The 16698-nt window shown below is 47.3% G+C and carries 14 protein-coding genes; 3 read left to right on the top strand and 11 right to left on the bottom strand.

The annotated features are described in order from the left end of the window. Positions 1-12: 12 nt before the first annotated feature. The 3 genes from ligA to NST79_RS03695 form a co-directional block, all read right to left on the bottom strand. On the bottom strand, positions 13-2019 hold the full coding sequence (gene ligA, locus NST79_RS03705; protein WP_015252641.1) for an NAD-dependent DNA ligase LigA: 2007 nt from the start codon (positions 2017-2019) through the stop codon (positions 13-15). Positions 2020-2042: 23 nt separating this feature from the next. After that, the gene (gene pcrA, locus NST79_RS03700) at positions 2043-4262 is read right to left on the bottom strand and encodes a DNA helicase PcrA (RefSeq protein ID WP_015383008.1); all 2220 of its coding nucleotides are present in this window, start codon (positions 4260-4262) and stop codon (positions 2043-2045) included. Positions 4263-4323: 61 nt separating this feature from the next. After that, positions 4324-5010 (bottom strand): heptaprenylglyceryl phosphate synthase, encoded by a 687-nt coding sequence (locus NST79_RS03695; RefSeq protein WP_015252643.1) that lies wholly within the window; start codon positions 5008-5010, stop codon positions 4324-4326. A gap of 263 nt (positions 5011-5273) precedes the next feature. Between NST79_RS03695 and NST79_RS03690 the strand changes: the two genes are divergently transcribed. After that, on the top strand, positions 5274-6851 hold the full coding sequence (locus tag NST79_RS03690) for an FMN-binding glutamate synthase family protein (RefSeq protein ID WP_015252644.1): 1578 nt from the start codon (positions 5274-5276) through the stop codon (positions 6849-6851). A gap of 37 nt (positions 6852-6888) precedes the next feature. Here the strand turns inward: NST79_RS03690 and NST79_RS03685 are convergent, their stop codons facing one another. From NST79_RS03685 to NST79_RS03675, 3 genes are read right to left on the bottom strand one after another with little or no spacing between them, the layout of a single operon-like run. Then, positions 6889-7203: a YerC/YecD family TrpR-related protein gene (locus tag NST79_RS03685; RefSeq protein ID WP_003219429.1), complete on the bottom strand. Its 315-nt coding sequence runs from the start codon at positions 7201-7203 to the stop codon at positions 6889-6891. Positions 7204-7205: 2 nt separating this feature from the next. After that, entirely contained in the window at positions 7206-8201 is a 996-nt protein-coding gene (locus NST79_RS03680; RefSeq protein ID WP_033883873.1) for a DUF3048 domain-containing protein, read from the bottom strand. 26 nt (positions 8202-8227) lie between these two features. Beyond that, positions 8228-9970: an adenine deaminase gene (locus tag NST79_RS03675; protein WP_032726723.1), complete on the bottom strand. Its 1743-nt coding sequence runs from the start codon at positions 9968-9970 to the stop codon at positions 8228-8230. A 128-nt stretch (positions 9971-10098) separates the two neighbouring features. On the opposite strand from NST79_RS03675, the gene NST79_RS03670 reads away from it, so the two are divergent. Next, complete coding sequence (locus NST79_RS03670) at positions 10099-10326, top strand: DUF2892 domain-containing protein (protein WP_032726724.1); 228 nt, start codon at positions 10099-10101, stop codon at positions 10324-10326. 14 nt (positions 10327-10340) lie between these two features. On the opposite strand, the gene NST79_RS03665 is transcribed toward NST79_RS03670, so the two are convergent. After that, entirely contained in the window at positions 10341-11615 is a 1275-nt protein-coding gene (locus NST79_RS03665; RefSeq protein ID WP_116316338.1) for an amino acid permease, read from the bottom strand. Between the two features lie 143 nt (positions 11616-11758). Between NST79_RS03665 and NST79_RS03660 the strand changes: the two genes are divergently transcribed. Then, entirely contained in the window at positions 11759-12178 is a 420-nt protein-coding gene (locus NST79_RS03660; RefSeq protein WP_024572877.1) for an Lrp/AsnC family transcriptional regulator, read from the top strand. A 39-nt stretch (positions 12179-12217) separates the two neighbouring features. On the opposite strand, the gene purD is transcribed toward NST79_RS03660, so the two are convergent. From purD to purM, 4 genes are read right to left on the bottom strand one after another with little or no spacing between them, the layout of a single operon-like run. Further along, positions 12218-13486 carry a phosphoribosylamine--glycine ligase gene (gene purD, locus NST79_RS03655; protein ID WP_041333582.1) on the bottom strand — a complete coding sequence of 423 codons (1269 nt, stop codon included), beginning with the start codon at positions 13484-13486 and terminating at the stop codon, positions 12218-12220. 15 nt (positions 13487-13501) lie between these two features. Further along, on the bottom strand, positions 13502-15040 hold the full coding sequence (gene purH / locus NST79_RS03650; protein WP_033883868.1) for a bifunctional phosphoribosylaminoimidazolecarboxamide formyltransferase/IMP cyclohydrolase: 1539 nt from the start codon (positions 15038-15040) through the stop codon (positions 13502-13504). Next, the gene (gene purN, locus NST79_RS03645) at positions 15037-15624 is read right to left on the bottom strand and encodes a phosphoribosylglycinamide formyltransferase (RefSeq protein WP_015252651.1); all 588 of its coding nucleotides are present in this window, start codon (positions 15622-15624) and stop codon (positions 15037-15039) included. Before purN ends, purH begins: the two co-directional genes overlap by 4 nt. Continuing rightward, complete coding sequence (gene purM / locus NST79_RS03640; protein ID WP_003233945.1) at positions 15621-16661, bottom strand: phosphoribosylformylglycinamidine cyclo-ligase; 1041 nt, start codon at positions 16659-16661, stop codon at positions 15621-15623. The genes purN and purM overlap by 4 nt, the downstream gene beginning before the upstream one ends. Between the last annotated feature and the right edge of the window lie 37 nt (positions 16662-16698).

Below are 16698 nucleotides of genomic sequence, written 5' to 3'. Positions count from 1 at the left end.
AAAACACTCCTCTTATTTCTTTAGCTCTCCCATTAACTGTTCTTCATTCCACACTTCAATGTTCAGCTCTTGTGCTTTTGTCAGCTTGCTTCCCGCCGCTTCTCCGGCGATGACTAAGTCTGTGTTTTTGCTGACGCTTCCAGTCAGCTTTCCGCCCAGCGCTTCGATTTGCGCTTTGGCTTCGTTTCTTGACAGCTCTTCCAGCTTTCCTGTCAGAACAATTGTTTTACCGGCAAAGTAAGAGTCGCTGTCCTCTGCTTTTACTTTTTTCGGGCCTTTGTAGAGCGTGTTTACGCCCAGCTCCTGAAGTTCATTCAAGAGTTCAAGCATTTCTTCTTTATGAAAATAGGTGATGACCGCGTCAGCCATTTTTTCACCGATTTCATCTACCGCGAGAAGTTCCTCTTTTGAGGCTTTTTTCAGGTTCTCCAAGCTTTCAAAATGCATGGCAAGCGTCTTTGCAGCCTTTGATCCGATAAAACGGATGCCAAGCCCAAACAGCAAACGCTCTAACGAATTTTCTTTTGATTTTTGGATGGAGCTGATCAGGTTTTCAGTGGACTTTTCACCCATGCGCTCGAGCTGGATGACTCGTTCCTTCGTCAGCTTATATAAATCTGCCACATTGCGGACAAGGTTTTCCTCAAACAGCTGTGTGATCACTCGTTCGCCGAGCCCGTCAATGTTCATGGCATTGCGGGAAACGAAATGGATCAGCCCTTCCCGGATTTGCGCCGGACATTCAGGGTTAATGCAGCGAAGCGCCACTTCTCCTTCGATCCGGACGAGCTCACTGCCGCATTCAGGACATTCCGTCGGCATGCTGAATTCCTTTTCTTCTCCTGTGCGCTGTTCAACGAGGACATTCACAACTTCCGGGATGATATCGCCCGCTTTTTTGACGACAACCTTATCCAAAATCCGAATGTCCTTCTCTTTAATTAAATCTTCGTTATGAAGGGATGCTCTTGAGACCGTTGTGCCGGCAACTTTTACCGGCTCAAGAATCGCGGTCGGCGTAATCACACCCGTTCTGCCGACATTTAATTCGATATCAAGAAGCTTCGTCACGACCTCTTCAGCAGGAAACTTATACGCGATGGCCCAGCGCGGGCTTTTCGCCGTAAAACCTAGCTCCTCCTGCTGATCGAGGGAATCGACTTTAATGACAATGCCGTCTATTTCGTACGGCAGGTCAGCGCGCTTCGCCTGAAACTCATCGATCAGTACTATGACTTCTTCTATGCTGCCGCATTTTTTTCGTTCCTGATTCGTTTTAAATCCGAGTTCGTCGAGAAAATCAAGCCCTTGGCTTTGCGTCTCCACACCCATCTCGTCAAGCTCCGCTATACTGTAGACGAAGATATCGAGGTTTCGTTTCGCTGCAATTTTCGGATCAAGCTGCCTGAGAGATCCCGCCGCGGCATTTCGCGGATTGGCGAACGGTTCTTCCTCATTTTTAATTCGTTCCTCATTGAGAGCTTCAAACGAACGCTTCGGCATATACGCCTCGCCGCGCACTTCGATTGACAGCTCACGGTTCATTTTGAGCGGGATATTGCGAATCGTCTTCAGATTCTCCGTAATATCCTCTCCCGTCGTTCCGTCACCTCTTGTGGCTCCTCTGACAAAATAGCCGTCTTCATAACGGAGAGAAACAGCAAGACCGTCTATTTTCAGCTCCACATTATACGCCACATCGTCGCCGACGGCTTGGCGCACACGGCGGTCGAAATCACGAAGATCATCAGCATTAAAGGCGTTGCCCAGACTGAGCATCGGTGTGCCGTGGGTGACTTTTTGAAACGCTTCAAGCACGGCTCCGCCGACGCGCTGCGTAGGAGAATCAGGCGTTCTGAGGTCTGGGTGCTCCTCCTCGATCGCAATCAGCTCCTGCATCAATCTGTCATATTCCGCATCAGGGACGCTCGGTTCATCTAGGGTGTAATATTCATAGCTATACTTGTTGATGGTGCGGCGCAGTTCTTCTGCCCGCTGCTTCGCTGTTTCTTTGTCCATCTGCTTCTTCCTTTCCTCTTCGATTACTGCTTTTCAATAGGAGCAAATGCTGCTAACAGGCGTTTCACGCCGACAGGGCTCGGGAAGGCAATATCGAGCTCCGTCCCTTCTCCTTCGCCTTTCACGCTGACGACAGTTCCTGTTCCCCATTTTTTATGGCCCGCCTTATCTCCGACTGCCCAGTTTAAGGTGTCGCCGCCTGTTTTGCTGGCGTAGGATACGGGGCGTGAAACAGGGCCGCGTCTCGGCTGCATTTTTCTCGCAGACGTCGCTCTCGTTTCTTTTTTCTCATTTAGGTTTTCCAATAAATCATCCGGTATTTCAGCAATGAAGCGAGATTCCGGGTTCATATTTGTCCGGCCAAACAAGGTGCGCATTTTAGCATTGGTCAGATAAAGCTCCTGTTCAGCCCTTGTAATCCCAACGTACGCAAGGCGGCGTTCTTCTTCCATTTCCGCTTCCTCCATGAGTGAACGGCTATGCGGGAAGACGCCTTCTTCAAGCCCCATCAAGAAAACAACCGGGAACTCCAGTCCTTTCGCGGCGTGCAGTGTCATCAGGGTGATCGCATCCTTGCCGCCTGACTCTTCCTCCTTCTGATCGAGCTGATCAATATCTGCGATTAACGCCAAGTCTGTCAGGAACGCAACGAGTGTCTTGTCTTCACTTTTCTGTTCAAAGTTTTTCGTTACAGACAGGAACTCGTCGATATTTTCTAAACGGCTTTGGGCTTCGATCGATTTCTCAGCCTTCAGCATTTCTCTGTATTCCGTCTTATCAAGAATTTCTTCTGTCAGCTCTGTAATGGATAAGTAATCCTGCATATTGGTCAGGTTTTCAATCATCTGTCTAAAGCTGTCAAGCGCGTTTGCCGCTTTGGCACTGACGCCGATAAAATCAACCTGCTGAATCGCTTGGAAAAATGACAAGCCGTTTATGGCCGCATACGAAGCGATTTTTTCAAGTGATGTCGCGCCGACTCCGCGCTTCGGCACATTGACAATGCGCGTGAAACTGATATCGTCATCCGGATTGGATACAAGGCGCAGGTACGCAAGAATGTCTTTAATTTCTTTTCTGTCATAGAACTTTGTGCCGCCGACAATGTTATAGTTCAAGCCCGCTTTGAGAAGCGTTTCCTCAATCACACGGGACTGCGCGTTTGTCCGGTATAATATGGCGATATCAGACAGTTTCCGCTTGCCTGAGCTGTGAAGCTGATGAATTTTACCGGCCACAAACTGCCCTTCACCGAATTCATTATCACCGCGATAATAGGAAATTTTGATGCCTTCATCGTTTTCCGTCCACAAATTTTTCGGTTTACGGTTAGAGTTGTTTTTAATGACCTCGTTTGCCGCGCGCAAAATCCGTTTCGTTGAACGATAGTTTTGTTCTAGCAAAATCACGCTTGCATTCGGATAATCTTTTTCAAATGAAAGGATGTTGGTGATATCCGCGCCGCGCCATCTGTAGATTGACTGATCAGAATCCCCGACAACGCAAAGGTTCTGGAAACGCTCGGCAAGCTGCTTAACGAGCATGTATTGCGCCCTGTTCGTATCCTGATACTCATCAACATGGATGTACTGGAATTTGCGCTGATAAAATTCAAGCACTTCAGGCACTCGGTCAAACAGTTTAATCGTCGTCATAATCAAATCGTCAAAATCGAGCGACTGGTTTTTCAATAGCTTCTTCTGATAATCAGCATATACATCGCTGACCACCTGATCGTAGTAGCCGCCAGCAACTTTAGAGAATTCCTCCGGTTCGGTCAATTCGTTTTTCGCACTGCTGATCGTACCGAGGATGCTTCTCGGGTCAAACTTCTTCGGATCAAGATTGCGCTCCTTCAAAATCCCCTTGATCACTGAAAGCTGGTCAGCCGTATCAAGGATGGAGAAATTTCGGTTGATCCCAATCCGGTCGATATCTCTGCGCAAGATCCGCACGCACATGCTGTGGAATGTGGAAATCCAGATATCGTCCGCGCCGGGTCCGAGGATGCTTTCTACACGTTCTTTCATTTCGCGTGCCGCTTTATTTGTAAATGTGATCGCCAGAATGTTCCACGGCGCCACATGCTTTTCTGCCATTAAATAAGCAATTCTGTGTGTCAGGACACGCGTCTTTCCGCTTCCCGCTCCCGCCATCAGCAAAAGAGGCCCGTCCGTTGTTTTGACTGCTTCCTGCTGAACGGGGTTTAAACCGCTTAGTAATTGATTGCTAATATAATTCAAAATTTGTTCACCCGCCTATACAAAACATATGTTCTATCATAAACCAAATCCGTACAATTTACTACTCGCCTTTCACAGCCGCTACTGTTTTCAAAGCCCTGTCAAAATCTTCATACACCGCATTGCCTACAACGATCACGTCCGCATGCTCTGCATACTGTTTGGCCGTTTCCGCATCCTTGATGCCGCCGCCGTAAAACAAGGTTGACGTTTCCAATACAGCCTTCGTTTTCTTGACAGCTTCTATGTCTCCAATCATGCCGCTGTATTCTAAATAAAAAATCGGCAGTTGCAGCAGCTCCGACACACGCGCATAGGCGACAATATCATCCATATTCAGATCGGCGTCCGCTTCAGTCAGTGCCGCGGCTTTGCAATCTGGATTTGCGATGCAGTAGCCCTCCGCCACGATTTCTTCCATAGACATCAGTTCTCCGTATTCCTTCATGGCTTTCTGGTGCATTCCGACAATCCAATCCGCGTTTTTGCTGTTTAATACACTCGGAATAAAATATAAGTCAAAGCCGGGAACGATCGCTTCAATCGCTGACACCTCTAGGACACACGGCACCAAAAACCGTCTTACCTTAGACATCATCCGCAGGACATTATCCTCTGTCACACCATCACTGCCTCCGATAATGACCGCATCCGTTCCTGATTCGCAAAGAATCTCCAGCTGTTCGTCAGGCAAATCTTTATTTGGATCGAGTTTAAAGACATGCTTCCACTCTGTTACATCGTACACGTCATACGTTCCTCCATTCGTTTGTTACCATTTAAACATTATAACAAATTCACATAGCGCGGAAAAACGGAAAAAGCCGTTAATCTCGTTATTCACTGAAAAAGGTGTTTTGATTCTTTTTTCATAAAAAAAGAGAGCAGGAGGCAGACCTGCATGGTGAGTCCTGTATCGGCAGAAGCACACATTTTTCACCAGATTCCTTCTGCTATTGTTTGGAAAGTGTTCAACTGTGGAAATGGTTACATAAAAAGGGAGGCTGAGAGATGGAAACCATCATAATAGCACTCATCGCATTTATCATAGGGATCATCGCTATCCCGATCGTCTTGTTTGCCTGGATCTACATAAAGGATGAAAAACAGCAGGAGCACTCAATTCTTCGCAACTATCCCGTCATCGGAAGGTTTCGGTATATCCTTGAAAAAATCGGGCCGGAGCTCAGACAGTATTTATACAGCAATGACAATGAGGAGCAGCCTTTTTCACGAAAGGAATATGAGCAAACCGTCATCTCCGGCAAATACAAAAGCAGAATGATGGGCTTTGGATCTGTAAGAGATTTTGATAAACCTGGCTATTATATCCGTAACGCTATGTTTCCAAAACAAAGGGAAGAAATGCACGTAAATCAAACGCCAAAAATTGAAACCCAAATCTATAAAATGGATGCTGACAATCTGTTCAAACGCAAGGAGCATGCCGAACATATCAAGGCAGACCCGTATTTTCTCCATCCTGATGATGTACAGGTGATTGGCGAGCATACATGCGAGAAGCCATTTTATGTGAAGGGCTTAGTCGGTCAGTCTGCCATGAGCTACGGTTCTCTTGGAGAACGGGCTGTTACGGCGCTCTCAAAAGGGCTCCATCAGGCAGGCGGCACCTGGATGAATACAGGTGAAGGGGGATTGTCTGAATATCACTTAAAGGGCGGCGCCGATATCATTTGCCAAATCGGACCGGGCCTATTCGGCGTGCGCAAAAGAAACGGGGAATTTTCGTGGGAGGAATTTAAAAGAAAAAGCAGGATTGACCAGATTAAAGCGTTTGAGCTAAAGCTGGCACAAGGAGCGAAAACCCGGGGCGGCCATGTGGACGGCGCCAAAGTATCAGAGGAAGTGGCAGACATTCGGAATGTCGAACCTGGAAAGTCGATTGACAGCCCGAACCGCTTTTATGAATTCTCAAACCCTCCTGAAATGCTCGACTTTATTGAAAAACTTAGAGATGTCGGACAAAAGCCAGTCGGCATCAAACTGGTCGCAGGGCATCCTGAAGAATTGCATGAGCTTTTCTCTCATATGCAGAAAAGCGGAAAGCATCCGGATTTTATCACGATCGACGGAAGTGAAGGCGGTACCGGAGCTTCCTTTTACGAGCTCGCGGATACAGTCGGCCTTCCGATTATGACAGCGCTGCCTATTGTTGACACGCTTCTTAAACAATACGGCTTGCGCAGCCAGCTGAAAATCTTTGCTTCCGGAAAGCTCCTGACTCCTGATAAAATCGCGGTCGCCTTAGCCCTCGGCGCTGACTTTGTCAACATCGCACGCGGCATGATGTTTTCCGTTGGCTGCATCCGCGCTCTCGTCTGCCACACCAACACCTGTCCGGCAGGTGTGGCGACGACAGATCCGAAATTGCAAAAAGCATTGAGCGTTGAGGAAAAACAGCATCGTGTCTGCAACTACGTCATTTCCCTGCGCGAGGGGCTGTTTAACCTCGCAGCCGCAGCAGGGATTAATTCGCCGATTCACTTTTCCAAGGAGCATGTTGTCTATCGGAAAGAGGATGGCAGTATCATCGATATCGACAACCTGATCCATCAATTTGTTTCATAAAGAAACCGCCCTTGCCGAACGGCAGGGCGGTTCTATGTTATTTTGAAGAAGACTCAGTTTCCGTCTCCTTCACACGGTCAAGCGCCATTTCATAAGCGTCATTCCCGTAATTTAAGCAGCGTTTCACACGGGAAATCGTAGCCGTGGAAGCGCCTGTTTCTGTTTCAATCTTATGATACGTGTTTCCTTCGCGAAGCATGCGCGCCACTTCAAGGCGCTGAGCCAGCGATTGAATTTCGTTAATTGTGCATAGATCATCGAAGAATCGGTAACATTCCTCCAGGTCTTTCAGCGATAAGATCGAGTTAAATAACTGGTCCAGCTCTTTGCCGCGTAATTTATCGATTTGCATCGTTACACACCTTCTCCTTTACTAATGGAAGCCGCATCAAGATCAGGTACGATATTGATCCAAGTCTTTCCTGGCACAAACGGAAGCCACTTGCCGTCTTTTATCGGCACAATTCTGCCATTCACTTGTTTCCAGTCTGTTTCAATGACGTTTCCGTGCTGAAACAACAGACCTTTTCCTCCTGATTCCAAGTCGATGTCCCGCCTTCCATCTTGATCAATAATATGATGGCTGGCTTCAACAATGAAAATATTTTGCATTGCAACCGGCTTTCCGGTTTCCCGGTCTGTCGTTATGACACCATCAGAGCTTCTTGTATAAGATTCAGCTTTTTTATCATAGTTGTATTCGACAAGATTTGTAACGTTTTTTGTTCCATAATCTACCCGAACATTGTAAGATTCATTTGCAGGTTTTGCATCTGATGTTTGAAACAGCAGCGGATTTGTTTCCTGCTTCAGCTTATAACCCTTTTGTTCTGCCGCCTTTTTTATGTAATCATAAGACGTATAGGAATTGTGGGGCGGTTTGCTGAAATCAGCTCTCCAAAATAAGCTTCCGTCAAAATCCAATCCGTTCATATAATCGGCAGCTCCGGATTCCAGCTGCTCTTTGGCGCCGGGACTCCAGCCGTGATGGACAAATATGCTGTCAAAGCCATTGCTGAGAGTGACGAAATATTCCCGCGCGCTCCGCACAGGTCCGACAGTTTCAGGCATCTGGCTTTGGAAAATGGCCAGAAATCTTGTGATTTGCCCTTCGGCTAGCGCTTCTATAACAATGTCGGCTTTAGACAGACCCGACTGCGGCCTCGCCTTCGGGTGATTGTTCACCACAACAGCAACAGGGCGGCGTTCAGTCACTTTCTGTTCAGTCTTTAGCCCCGTTAAAGGAGCTTTCAGCTTCTTTGCAGTATCCGGGACAGCATCCTTCTGCTGGCAGGATACCAGCAGAAAAAACACGAAACACAGCGCGCAAACTGTCATCCATTTTTTCATATGTCGGCTCCCTGCTCTTTTATATTTTAACGCATTATCGATGGAAAGAGTACAGTTTTTTTCATGACGTCGAAGATTCCTCTTGGCGTAATGCGTATATACGGAAGGTGCGTACTTTGTAAAAAGAGCAGCGTATAGATAGGATCGCAAAACTCATAGCCTCTTTCAGTCAAAAGATCTCTCAGCTTTTGTTCCTTCTCAAGCACGTCTTCATACGCTTCCGAAGAGGCGCAGCCGCACAGCGCAAGCGGGATTTCATGCAGAATGTTTCCGTTCTCCGCTAAAACAATTCCTCCTCCGATTTCTTTCATGCGGGCAAAAGCGAGCAGCATATCCGCTTTATTTTTTCCAATCGCGACAATGTCGCCCGTCGTCGTAAAGGAGCTTACAAATCCCTGCACGCTTGAGGCAAACCCTTTTATCATCGTATTGACGCGCCATTTCCCGTGTCTGTCGAGCATCGTCAAATAACTTTCATCATGGTCAAACGAGAGCTGTTCCATCGAATTGTCGATCTCAATCATATACGGCTCCATAATGACCGCATTCCGCATTTTCACGCCCATCGGCATAGAAAACTGCAAGTCATCCATCGTCATATCATATGAAAGCTCAAGCGGGACAAGACCGCCTTTGTGCCAGTCCGTCTTTGTAAACGCCTTCAAATCACAGCCGTCTTCACGCAGAATGGTCCCTTTTGACAGAACAGTCACGGGATTCGGATTTAACGGATCTTCCAATATGTTCAGCGATGCCAGTCTGCCCGGTCCGACAACTCCTAAATAATCATCCATTTGGTAATACTTTGCGATATTAAATGATGCCATATTGTAGGCATCGATTGCAGGTACGCCTTCTTCTAACGCGATGCGAATCAGCTCGTTTGTCATGCCGCCTTTATAGAAATTCGGGGTTGCGCCATCTGTCGTGAAAAAGAAGTGGTCATAATAGCGGAAGCCCTTCTCATGCAGCTCCTGCAAGATTTTTCTTACATCAGGGCGAATGGAAGAGTTCCGAAGGGAAACATAATAGCCCAGTTCCAGCCTTCTCATCACTTCATCACCTGTCATCGCTTCATGATCACAATCCGCTCCGAACAGCTTCATTTTTGTAAGCGTTTTATCAGAAGCGCCGGGAAAATGCCCTTCAATGCGTTTTCTCTGTTTCTTTGTAGCTTGCATACAGTGGAGCATTAAATCATCACCATCTACCAGGCGAGGCCATCCGGTCATTTCTCCGCCTTGAATCACATCCGGATGTTCAATCCACTGTTTTCTGACGTCAAATGGAAGGACGTGGTCCTCGTTCAGAACCTCGGTCTGGAGGTCATAGCGTGACCACCAAAAATACTGGACAGGCTGCTTTTTGAGTTCATTCAAAATCGTAAGCGCTTTCTTTTTTCCGCTTTGCAAAAGCAAAAATAAGTTATCATTCACGAATGTCGTTGTTCCGTATTGAGACACATATTCCGCCAGTGTTTGGGGATTATATATTTGAAAAGGATGTGCGTGCGGTTCAATATAACCTGGCACAATGTATTTTCCTTCACAATCAATCGTATGAATTTCTTCGGCTCTATTCGGAAGTTCATGACCCACATAAACAATGCGGTCCTGATAAATCCAAATGTTTTTTTTCAGCCATTGTTTTACATATGGATTTAAGACGAGAGCATTCCGTAAAAGGAGCGTTGGAAGCAGCTTTGAGTCTACAACATCAACCTGTGCCCTGATGTCTTTGTTTTTCCAGTTAAAGGTGCGTTCGGACATTCACATACTCTCCTTTACATGTATTAGACTCATGGTATCACATCCTTCCTCATCACGCACGATAAAAACGTTACAAATTTTTGAAGGTTCGATTAAAAAACTTTTTTAAGTAAAAGGAGCGGATTTCCTTGAAGCCAAACATCAGTCTCATCAATGCCGTGTTCAGAATCGCCTGCGGATTGACGATTATGTCAGCCGCCAGTGCAAAGTTTACGAAAAAACCTTGGTGCAGAATGCATCTCTTTTACATCTTTATGGGGGCCATGAAAGCGGGTTCGGGAATCTTGCGCTTCTGCCCTATGACCTACATGTTTCAACACAGCGATTCTGGAAATAACGGCCAGCATAACGGATAAATGAAAAAGCTTGATCACGAAACGTGATCAAGCTTTTTTTTATGCCCTCCCTTTGTTTTCATATAGAAATATCCTGCAGCTGCCAGCACTGCTGGATAAAGCAGTGCCCAGCCGCTGAATGAATAAATCACCGCGCACGCCACAAATGCCCCGAGCGCCATCCACCAGCCTATATCTCTCCTGCCCAGCAGTTTCAGTGCTGCCGCCATTGTACATATGTAAGATGCGATAAAAGCCGCGCTCGGCCCTTTCAACAGAGTCGTCAAATCGATTTGAAACAGGCCATGCGCCGCAAGCACTAAGCCAAACACTGCGGCCATCGCTGTCAAAACGCGAATAGGCGTACGTTTTGTCGCACTGAGTTTTCCAAAATATACAGGAATGTGCCCCTCTCTCGCCAATGCGTACACCATTCTTGAAAAACCAGCAATATTGGCATGGATGGTGGCGAATGTAATAAACAGCGCTAAACATACCGTAACATATACACCGCTTTCCCCTGCTCCTTTTGAGATGAGCATGGCAAGCGATGCAATTTCTCCATTCTCTCCATATGAATGAGTCCCCACCGTCACAAATGACAGCATGATATACAGCCCTGCCACACAAGACGCTGCCAAAAACAAGCTGAGCGGGACATCTTTTTCAGGGCGATGAAATTCCTCAGCCAACGGGGTAATCATTTCCCAGCCTACAAAAGAGAAAAAAATCATGACAGAAACAGATCCCGCGGCAGACCAGCCATGCGGAAGAAACGGTTTGAATTCTGCTATCGTGACGTGTGGCAATGACACAGCAATAGAAGTGACAAGCAGAAATACGATGACACATATAACGAGTGTACTGATGTTTGCTGATAGTTGAATCCCTTTCATATGAAGCAAAATAGATATAGCCAGCATACAACCAGCAATCGATGTAACCTGCCAATCGGCCGCCTCTGTGACGTAACTGACGTAATGCGCGCCAGTCAAAGCGATGATGGGAACGCCAATCGGAACGGAACCTAACATGATCCAGCCCAAAATCGCTCCGGCTTTTTTTCGAAAAGCCAGCTGCACATAAGCCGTGATTCCTCCCGCGCTGGGCGCGATTTTCACAAGTCGTGCCAGCGTGCCGACGAGAAGAAAAGATAAAAAAGACATGAATACCCAGACAAATAAAGAAGCCGGACCGGCCGTATCCGCGGTAACAGACGGCAGAATTAATATCCCGCATCCTAAAACCGCCCCAATCGTTAAGGCCGTCCCTTGTATCCAAGTAATAGAGCGCTGCAATTCTGGCAACATGATGCCCCCTCTCTGATTGATGGCTTTATTATAGAAAAAATAAGACGGCATCCATATGCTACAATGAAGGTAAATCAACAGCATTACCTTACGATCAAAGGAATTTTCATTCATTCGCCTAAATATGTAAAGGAGCCAGACAAATGGACGATACAGACCTTCAGATTCTCTCGCATTTGCAGCGAAATGGCAGATTAACGATGGTTGAGCTGGGAAAGCTTGTCGGACTCAGCTCGCCAAGCGCGGCGGAGCGTGTCAGGAAGCTGGAAGACAAAGGAGTGATTACCGGGTACAGCGCGAATATCTGTTATGAAAAACTAAACAAGCATGTCACCGCTTTCATTCTCATGGAGCCGAAAAGCTGCAAGCACTACGCCGCCTTTGCAAAAGCGCACCCTGATGTAGCAGAAAACCACCGCATCACGGGGATGTACAGCTATGTGACAAAGGTCGTGACAGAATCGGTACATACGCTTGAGGATTTTATTGACGCCTCGATGGCCCATGGAAAACCAACCACGCTTGTTGTGCTTTCTTCTTCCAGCTGCCATCCCGCTTTTTGATAACAAAAAACCCGCAGCTAATCTGCGGGTTTTCCTCACTTATTTTTGGGCAGCCTGTAAAGCGCGTGCCCCAATGTCTTTTCTGAAAAAGAGTCCCGGTTTGAAAATTTCATCAACCGCTTTGTACACTCGGTCTCTAGCCGCTTCAAACGATTCATCAAAAGCTGTCACATTGGCGACGCGCCCCCCGTTTGTAACGAACTCTCCGCCTTCTGCTTTCGTTCCGGCATGGAAGACCACGACCTGCTCAGTTTCCGCAGCAAGGCTGCCGATCGGCGTGCCTTTTGCGTAGCTTTCCGGATATCCTTCAGAAGCAAGCACCACACTAACAGCAGCGGTATCCTTCCATCTTAAGTCAACTTCCTTATCATCTAAAAGATCAAGAAGCACCTGTACCAGATCAGATTCCATGCGCGGAAGCACGACCTGTGTTTCCGGATCGCCGAAGCGGGCATTAAATTCGATGACCTTCGAGCCGTTTTCAGTAAGCATCAATCCAGCGTACAAAACGCCAGTGAAGGAACGGCCTTCTTGTACCATTGCTTTTGCGGCCGGCTTAACGATCGTTTCTACAGCATGGCGAACCGTTTCTTCCGAAATTTGCGGAACTGGAGAGTAAGCGCCCATTCCGCCCGTATTCGGGCCTTTGTCTCCGTCAAACGCACGCTTGTGATCCTGGGCAATCACCATTGGATACACTTTTTCTCCTTTGACAAAGGCCATTAGAGAAAATTCTTCACCAGAAAGGTATTCTTCAATGACAACGGACGCGCTCGCATCACCGAACTTTTCATCTTCAAGAAAGTCATGCAGACACGCAATTGCTTCTTCCTCTGTCATAGCAACAGTAACGCCTTTTCCAGCCGCAAGTCCATCTGCTTTTATCACAATCGGAGCACCTTTTTCCTGCACATATGCCTTCGCCTCATCAAAGGATGTAAACGTGTCGTATTCTGCGGTCGGAATGTCGTATTTCTTCATTAAATCCTTAGCGAACTGTTTGCTTCCTTCGATGATCGCCGCGGCTTTTGACGGGCCGAACACGCGCAGACCCGCTTTTTCAAATTCATCCACCAGACCTTCAATTAAAGGAACCTCAGGGCCGACAATGGTCAGGCCGACCTGGTTTTCTTTTGCAAATGAGACAAGCCCTGCGTGGTCGCTTTCCTCAATGTTTACAAGCTGTGCGGAAGCTGCCATGCCGTCATTTCCGGGAGCGGCAAATACATTCTCGACGAGGCTGCTTTGCGCTGCCTTCCACGCCAGCGTATGTTCTCTTCCGCCTTTACCGATAATTAATACATTCACGTCGTTTTCATCCCCTTAATGTTTGAAGTGTCTGATGCCGGTGAATACCATGGCAATGCCGTATTCATCCGCTTTTTTGATGGAATCCTCGTCACGCACAGATCCCCCCGGCTGAATGATAGCCGTAACGCCCGCTTTTGCCGCTTCTTCAACAGTATCCGGCATTGGGAAAAATGCATCAGATCCGAGCGCGCTGCCTTTCGCTTTTTCCCCTGCTTGCTCGATTGCGATTTTTGCCGATCCGACGCGGTTCATTTGGCCTGCTCCCACGCCGACTGTCATGTTGTCCTTTGCGAGAACGATCGCATTTGATTTCACATGCTTCACGACTTTCCAAGCAAGCTTCAAGTCTTCCCACTCTTGCTCGTTCGGCTCTCTTTTTGTCGGAATGCTAATCTCAGCATCATCAAAGCCGTGCATATCTAAATCTTGAATCAGCAGCCCGCCTTGAACAGATGTCAGTTGTTTTTCCTTTTGAACAGCGGCGGATACGTCAAGCGTCAGCAGACGGAGATTTTTTTTCGCAGTCAGGACGTCGAGCGCTTCTTGGCTGAATGAAGGCGCAATGATGATTTCTAAGAAAATGTTGTGAAGCGCTTCGGCAGTTGCCTTGTCCACTTCACGGTTCAGCGCGATAATGCCGCCGAAGATAGATGTTTTATCCGCTTCAAACGCTCTGTCAAACGCTTCTGCGATCGTTTTTCCTGTTCCTACACCGCACGGGTTCATGTGCTTCACAGCAACAGCAGCCGGTTCAGTGAATTCACGAACGATTTGAACTGCCGCATCCGCGTCTTTAATGTTGTTGTAAGAAAGCTCTTTTCCGTGAAGCTGTTCTGCTTGCGCAATGGAGCCTTTGACAGGAAGAGCTGTTTGATAGAAAGTTGCTTCCTGATGCGGGTTTTCTCCATAGCGAAGCGATTGTTTTTTCTCAAATGTCACAGTGAATTGCTCTGGTTCTTTTTCACCGACAACATTTGTCAGATAGTCAGCGATCAGTGCATCATATGCCGCAGTATGACGGAATACTTTTGCCGCGAGCTCGCGTTTTTTCTGAAGAGATACGCTGCCTTCTTCTTTGATTTGATTTAGCACTGGGCTGTAATCGGCCGGATCGACAATAACCGTGACATCCTGATGGTTCTTTGATGCCGCACGCAGCATGCCCGGTCCGCCGATGTCGATATTTTCGATCGCTTCTTCATACGTGACGTCTTCTTTAGAAATCGTTTCTTTAAATGGATAGAGGTTGACGACAACGAGGTCAATCGGCTGAATCCCGTGTTCATTGATCTGCGCCATATGCTCTTCATTGCCGCGAACCGCCAGAAGGCCGCCGTGAATATTCGGGTGTAGGGTTTTTAACCGGCCGTCCATAATTTCAGGAAAGCCTGTCACTTCAGAAATTCCGATCACATCCACACCGTTTTCTTGAAGAAGCTTTTTCGTTCCGCCTGTGGAGATGACTTCAACACCAAGCTCTGTCAGTTCTTTTACGAAAGGAACGAGATTTGTTTTATCTGAAACACTGATTAATGCACGTTTAATGGTCATGCCTTTTCACCTCTGTTATTTAATCCTAATAGCTGTTTAATCACACTCGGATACCATTTATGCTCAAGCTTGTGAATTCGCTGTTCGATTGTTTCCAATGTATCATGTTCATCAATTTCGATTGCCTTTTGAGCGATGATCGGACCTGTATCCATTCCTTCATCGACATAATGCACGGTGATTCCGGCCACCTTCACACCCGCCCGGAACGCCTGTCCGACTGCGTCGATTCCAGGAAACGCCGGAAGAAGCGACGGGTGAATGTTAATGATTTTTCCTCCATATGCTTGAAGGAGCGTATCACCGATCAGCCTCATATAGCCGGCAAGAACAATCAATTCAACCTCGTGAAGACGAAGCTGTTCAATGATGGCTTGTTCAAATGCGGCCTTGTTTTCATAAGACTTCGGCTCAAATGCAAAGGATGGAATGTGGAATGCTTCCGCCCGTTCGATGACTTTCGCCTGCGGTTTGTCGCAAACGAGGAGCGCTGCTGACGCATCCCAGTTCTCCTCCTTCAAACGCGTAACGATGGCTTCGAAGTTTGAACCGTTTCCTGATGCAAATACCGCAAACTTTTTCATGAAAGTGCCGCACCGCCGAATGTGACGCCTTCACCTTTTTTCACTCGCCCGATTAAATAGGCTTTTTCGCCATGGCTTTCAAGCGTTCCGATCACATCTGTCAGATGCTCTTCTTTGACAGCCAAAACAAAACCGATACCCATATTAAAGACGTTGAACATGTCTTCTTCCTTCAGCTTGCCGTACTCTTGCAAGAAAGAAAAAATTGGCGGGATCGGCCATGAGCCATGATCAATTTCCGCACTTAAGCCTTCCGGAAGCATACGCGGAATATTTTCAATAAATCCTCCGCCTGTCACGTGCGCCATGCCGTCGATTTTTCCGCTTTTGACCGCGGCAAGCACAGGCTTCACGTAAATCCTTGTCGGTTCAAGCAATTCCTCGCCAAGCGGGCGTTCAAACGGCTCATATGTTGTATCGAGGTCCAGCTCCGCATCATCCAGAAGCACTTTTCTGACAAGGGAAAAGCCGTTGCTGTGAAGGCCGCTGGAGCTGAGGCCGATCAACAGATGGCCCTCTTCAATGTTTTCTCCAGTCACGATTTCGTCCTTTTCTGCCACTCCGACTGAGAAACCGGCAATATCGTATTCATCAGCTGTATAGAGCCCCGGCATTTCAGCCGTTTCACCGCCGACTAAGGCTGAACCTGACTGCTCACAGCCTTCCGCAACACCTTGTACAATCTGTTCAATTTTCACTGGGTCCGCTTTGCCGACCGCTAAATAATCGAGGAAAAACAGCGGCTCTGCACCTTGTGCCAGCACGTCATTGACACACATTGCAACAGCGTCCACGCCAATCGTGTCATGCTTATCCATGGAAAAAGCGAGCTTTAATTTTGTGCCGACACCGTCCGTTCCCGAAATGAGAACTGGTTTTTGATAAGAAAGCTCAGACAGGTCAAACATGCCGCCAAAACCGCCAAGGCTGCCCATAACGCCAAGCCGTTTCGTGCGCTCCACGTGTTTTTTCATTCGTTTTACAGCTTCATATCCGGCTTCGATGTCAACTCCTGCGTTTTTATATGCTTCAGACATCCTATTCACTCCTTTAAGGCGCTTTTCAAAATATCTC

This window comes from Bacillus sp. PS196, from assembly GCF_037963555.1.
In the GTDB taxonomy this organism is placed as follows: Bacteria; Bacillota; Bacilli; order Bacillales; family Bacillaceae; genus Bacillus; species Bacillus subtilis.
The sequence above is the reverse complement of the archived record's forward strand: the minus strand, read 5'-3'. Positions and strand labels throughout refer to the sequence as shown.

Bases quoted from the DNA above. Each gene is read 5' to 3' on its own strand.
- ligA (WP_015252641.1), bottom strand. From the start codon at position 2,019: ATGGACAAAGAAACAGCGAAGCAGCGGGCAGAAGAACTGCGCCGCACC.
- NST79_RS03690 (WP_015252644.1), top strand. From the start codon at position 5,274: ATGGAAACCATCATAATAGCACTCATCGCATTTATCATAGGGATCATC.
- NST79_RS03685 (WP_003219429.1), bottom strand. From the start codon at position 7,203: ATGCAAATCGATAAATTACGCGGCAAAGAGCTGGACCAGTTATTTAAC.
- NST79_RS03680 (WP_033883873.1), bottom strand. From the start codon at position 8,201: ATGAAAAAATGGATGACAGTTTGCGCGCTGTGTTTCGTGTTTTTTCTG.
- NST79_RS03675 (WP_032726723.1), bottom strand. From the start codon at position 9,970: ATGTCCGAACGCACCTTTAACTGGAAAAACAAAGACATCAGGGCACAG.
- NST79_RS03665 (WP_116316338.1), bottom strand. From the start codon at position 11,615: ATGTTGCCAGAATTGCAGCGCTCTATTACTTGGATACAAGGGACGGCC.
- NST79_RS03660 (WP_024572877.1), top strand. From the start codon at position 11,759: ATGGACGATACAGACCTTCAGATTCTCTCGCATTTGCAGCGAAATGGC.
- purH (WP_033883868.1), bottom strand. From the start codon at position 15,040: ATGACCATTAAACGTGCATTAATCAGTGTTTCAGATAAAACAAATCTC.
- purN (WP_015252651.1), bottom strand. From the start codon at position 15,624: ATGAAAAAGTTTGCGGTATTTGCATCAGGAAACGGTTCAAACTTCGAA.
- purM (WP_003233945.1), bottom strand. From the start codon at position 16,661: ATGTCTGAAGCATATAAAAACGCAGGAGTTGACATCGAAGCCGGATAT.